Consider the following 391-nt stretch of genomic DNA (forward strand, 5'->3'; position numbering starts at 1 on the left):
GCACCAGGAACACCAGGCCGGAGATGAATACCGCGCCCAGTGCCTGCTGCCACGGCAGGCCGGCGGCGCCGACCACGGTGAAGGCGAAGAACGCGTTCAGGCCCATGCCCGGTGCCATCCCGACCGGGAAGTTGGCCGCCAGTGCCATCACCGCCGAACCCAGCGCCGCGGCCAGGCAGGTGGCCACGAACACCGCACCCGCATCCATGCCGGTGGTGCCGAGGATTTCCGGGTTGACGAAGACGATGTAGGACATCGTCAGGAAGGTGGTGACACCGGCCAGCAGCTCGGTGCGCACGGTGGTGCCGTGCTGCTGCAGCTGGAACAGGCGTTCGAACAGGGACATGGGGCGTCTCGCAACAATAAGGTGTCACGACCAACGGTCGTGACC

At 66.8% G+C, this 391-nt stretch carries 1 protein-coding gene; it reads right to left on the minus strand.

Features of this window, described 5'->3' with window-relative positions; translation table 11 throughout:
- On the minus strand, positions 1 to 340 hold a 340-nt coding region (locus K9U40_RS24520; protein ID WP_282892636.1), incomplete at its 3' end, for an NCS2 family permease.
- Positions 341 to 391 lie beyond the last annotated feature (51 nt).

Source organism: Xanthobacter autotrophicus, assembly GCF_030015065.1.
GTDB lineage: Bacteria > Pseudomonadota > Alphaproteobacteria > Rhizobiales > Xanthobacteraceae > Xanthobacter > Xanthobacter autotrophicus_D.